Annotated in this window: 3 protein-coding genes; 2 read left to right on the top strand and 1 reads right to left on the bottom strand. The window is 62.5% G+C overall.

Going from position 1 to position 4,043, the window contains the following annotated elements; translation table 11 throughout:
* The first annotated feature begins 242 nt into the window (after positions 1 to 242).
* Both katG and VJ604_RS13305 read left to right on the top strand, forming a co-directional pair.
* Positions 243 to 2,426, top strand: a complete 2,184-nt coding sequence (gene katG, locus VJ604_RS13310; RefSeq protein WP_324083275.1) for a catalase/peroxidase HPI — start codon at positions 243 to 245, stop codon at positions 2,424 to 2,426.
* A gap of 237 nt (positions 2,427 to 2,663) precedes the next feature.
* The gene (locus VJ604_RS13305; RefSeq protein ID WP_324083274.1) at positions 2,664 to 3,635 is read left to right on the top strand and encodes a cytochrome B5; all 972 of its coding nucleotides are present in this window, start codon (positions 2,664 to 2,666) and stop codon (positions 3,633 to 3,635) included.
* A 43-nt stretch (positions 3,636 to 3,678) separates the two neighbouring features.
* Here the strand turns inward: VJ604_RS13305 and VJ604_RS13300 are convergent.
* Positions 3,679 to 4,043 (bottom strand): TonB C-terminal domain-containing protein (locus VJ604_RS13300; protein WP_324083272.1); only part of this gene is annotated, 365 nt, incomplete at its 5' end.

The following is a 4,043-nucleotide window of genomic DNA, read 5'->3' as shown; positions in this document are numbered from 1 at the left end:
GGTCGAGGGCTCGAAACCACAGCCATGCCGCCGCAATTCACAAACCGCATTTCTTGGATACAATCAAGGCTAGGCCACGATTAGGGACTACAGCGCGTGGTTGCGGGGGCGACCCTCGAAATCCAGGGGACGGGGTGGTAGATTTTCAGGCAAATGGGCGGAACAGAGGTTCAACGTGGCACGGTAGGTAAGGAATGTCGCGGCGGAGTGGACGGCCACTCGAAAAAAAGGGAGCAAATGCCATGAATGAGGACGTGAAGGGACCGGAAATGGGGAGAGCGGACCTACAGGAGGTCGTCGCCAGGACGAACCGGGATTGGTGGCCGAACCAGCTGAACCTTAAGATCCTGCAGCAGAACTCTCCTGCGTCCAATCCCATGGGGGCAGCCTTCAATTACGCGGAGGCCTTCAAGACCCTCGACCTTGACGCGGTGAAGAAGGACATCTTCCAGCTCATGACCACCTCGCAGGAGTGGTGGCCGGCGGACTACGGGCACTACGGCCCCTTGTTCATCCGGATGGCGTGGCACAGCGCAGGCACCTACCGCATCGGCGACGGCCGCGGCGGCGCAGGGGCCGGCTACCAGCGCTTTGCCCCGCTGAACAGTTGGCCGGACAACGCGAACCTCGACAAGGCGCGGCGTCTGCTCTGGCCGATCAAGCGGAAGTATGGAAAAAAGATCTCCTGGGCCGACCTCATGATCCTCGCCGGCAACTGCGCGCTGGAGTCGATGGGGTTCAAGACCTTCGGCTTTGGCGGCGGGCGTGAGGACGTCTGGGAAGCGGACGAGACCTACTGGGGGGGCGAGGACACCTGGCTGGGGGACAAACGCTACACGGGCGAGCGGGTGCTCGAGAACCCCCTCGCTGCCGTGCAGATGGGGCTCATCTACGTTAACCCGGAGGGCCCCAACGGCAACCCGGATCCGCTCGCTGCGGCCAAGGACATTCGCGAGACCTTCGCACGCATGGCGATGAATGACGAGGAGACGGTCGCCCTCATCGTGGGGGGGCATACCTTCGGCAAATGCCACGGAGCGGCTCCCGCCTCGCAGGTGGGGCCCGAGCCGGAGGGGGCCTCCATCGAGGAGCAGGGGCTTGGCTGGAAATGCAGCTTCGGCAAGGGAATGGGCGCTCATACCGTCACCAGCGGTCTGGAAGGCGCCTGGACCACCAACCCGGTTACATGGGACAACGGCTACCTCGACGTCCTGTTCGGCTATGACTGGGAACTGACCAGGAGTCCCGCCGGTGCGCAGCAGTGGAAGCCTACAGATCCCTCGGCGGCGGGTACCGTGCCGGACGCCCACGACCCGGTCAAGCGCCACGCCCCCATGATGCTCACCACGGATCTTGCCCTGAAGATGGACCCCGTCTATGCACCCATTGCCAAGCGCTACCGCGAAAACCCCGCCGAACTCGCCGACGCCTTTGCCCGGGCCTGGTTCAAGCTGACCCACCGCGACATGGGCCCCCGCTCGCGCTATCTCGGCCCCCTGGTTCCCGCCGAGGAACTCCTCTGGCAGGACCCTCTGCCCGCGCGGAGCCACCCGTTGATCGACGAGCAGGACATCGCCCGCCTGAAGGGGATGGTCCTCGCTTCGGGGCTGTCGGTCTCCCAACTGGTCTCCACTGCCTGGGCATCGGCTTCCACCTTCCGCGGCTCCGACAAGCGTGGCGGTGCCAACGGGGCTCGTATCCGACTGGCCCCCCAAAAGAGGTGGGAGGTGAACCAGCCGGACCAATTGAAGGCCGTGTTAGAGACCCTGGAGGGTATCCGGACGCAGTTCAATGGCGCGGGCGCAAAGACGGTTTCGCTGGCCGATCTCATCGTGCTGGGGGGCTGCGCAGGTATCGAGCAGGCAGCAAAAAATGCCGGCCACGCGATAACCGTCCCCTTCACCCCGGGACGCACCGATGCGTCGCAGGAGCAGACCGACGTGGCAGCGTTCGGCGTCCTGGAACCGGCAGCGGATGGGTTCCGGAACTATCTCAAGAAGAACTTCGCGGTAACCGCCGAGAGGCTGCTGGTCGACCGGGCGCAACTGTTGACCCTTACCGCCCCTGAGATGACCGTACTGGTCGGCGGTCTGCGCGTCTTGAACGCCAACTTCAGGCAGACACCACACGGGGTATTCACCAGGCGCCCCGAGGCTCTCACCAACGACTTCTTCGTGAATCTGCTGGACATGGCTACCGTGTGGAAGGCTGCCCCGGCAGACGAGGGGATCTTCGAGGGGCGCGACCGCGCAACGGGCGAAGTGAAATGGACCGGCACCCGGGTCGATCTGATCTTCGGTTCCAACTCCCAACTGCGCGCCATCGCCGAGGTCTATGGTTGCGAGGATGCTGAGGAGAAGTTCCTGCATGACTTCGTGGCGGCCTGGAACAAGGTCATGAATCTCGACCGCTTCGATCTTGCCTGATCTGTGGCCGGAGCCTTGGCAACCTTCACTGGTGAACAAGGCCGGGTCACCAGAATGAACAAGGCCAGCCCTTTATGAGCTGGCCTTTCTTTTACCACTCCCCACTGGTCGCGGTATTTGAAGACCCAAATTCCTTGGAAATCTCTCTTGACCGGTGTAAAGTGCAGGACTTCCTTGCGTACGTGGTGACGCCTGGGAAAAGTGGACCTATGAAATGCAATAGAGGGGAGGTTTCTGGTGGCTGACAAACAAGATTTCTTCAAGCAGGGAAGGGGAGGGGGGAACCGCGGGGTTCGGCTATCTTTTCTCCTTTTGTATGTCCTGCTGGCCCTCTGCGTGCTGGTGGCGACCCCGGCCCGCAGCTTTGCCACCGAACAATTCGCCAAGGCGACCGGGAAAACCTGCTCGTTCTGCCATCTCGATCCGGCAGGGGGAGGAGAATTGACGGCAGCGGGGAAGAGTTACGCCGCCTCCCTCCATGCCTCACCGGAGCAGGCGGGGCCTTCCCTGCCAGCCAAGCTGGGGAGGCTTGCCGCAGGCTACCTTCATTTCCTGACCGCCATCCTCTGGTTCGGCACCATCCTCTACGTCCATCTCGTCCTGAAACCGGCCTACGCCTCCCAAGGCCTGCCGCGCGGAGAGGTGAAGGTCGGCCTGCTGTCGATGGCCGTGATGGGGGTGACCGGGGCCATCCTCACCTGCTTTAGGATCACCTCTCTGGATATGCTCCTCCATACCCGTTTCGGCATTCTGCTGATGATCAAGGTAGGTTTTTACCTGGTCATGGTCCTCTCGGGGCTGGTGGCGGTCCTGGTGATAGGCCCTCGCCTGAAGAGAAAGATGGGGGCTGCTCCGGTGGTAGCCACCGGTGACCTCACCAGTGACGAACTTGCCCGTTGTGACGGCAAAGAGGGGAGACCCGCCCTCTTTGCCTTCAATAACCGGATCTACGACGTGACCGCCAGCCGGCTCTGGAAACAGGGGATGCACATGGGGCGGCATGCTGCCGGGGCAGATCTTACCGAAGCGCTGAAGCTGGCTCCGCATGGGGAGGAAAAGATCCTCGCCATGAGGCAGGTCGGTGAGCTGCTTTCGTCCGGCCGGCAGGAAAAGCCGCTGCACGAACGGGTCTTTTTCTTCATGGCCTACATGAATCTCGGCATCGTCTTTGTCATCGTGCTGATCCTAGCTCTCTGGCGCTGGGGGTAGTGGCGCTGCCGGTGGCGTGACGGCATCCGCGCGGCTGACCGCCTTAGGGGGAGCCTGGCATCACATGGGCGGAATAGACCCAGACGAGGTTCAGCTTCTCGTGCGGCCATTTCTTGGGGAGTGGACCGACGTACCCGGTCTTGTAGACGGAGCGGATGAAGAAGTCATCGACATCCTTGTTGCCGCTTGGTTCCATGATCCGGACCCCTTCCAGGGAGCCGTCCCGCCGTATGGTAACCTGCAACACCCCCACTCCGTTGTGACGGGGAGGGGCCCGGCGCCCTTCCATGTCCACGCTGTCCTGGGCCTTCAGCAACAGGCGGTGCGCGTAGACACCGATCAGTGGGTCCTCGGTGTCGATCATGCGAGTGTCCCCCTGCTCGAGGTCACGATACTTCTTGCGATAGT

The organism is Geomonas sp. (assembly GCF_035254065.1).
In the GTDB taxonomy this organism is placed as follows: Bacteria; Desulfobacterota; Desulfuromonadia; order Geobacterales; family Geobacteraceae; genus Geomonas.
This window is presented reverse-complemented; position numbering and strand designations above follow the sequence as displayed.

Coding starts and splice junctions, on each gene's coding strand:
- katG (WP_324083275.1), top strand. CDS start 243: ATGAATGAGGACGTGAAGGGACCGGAAATGGGGAGAGCGGACCTACAG.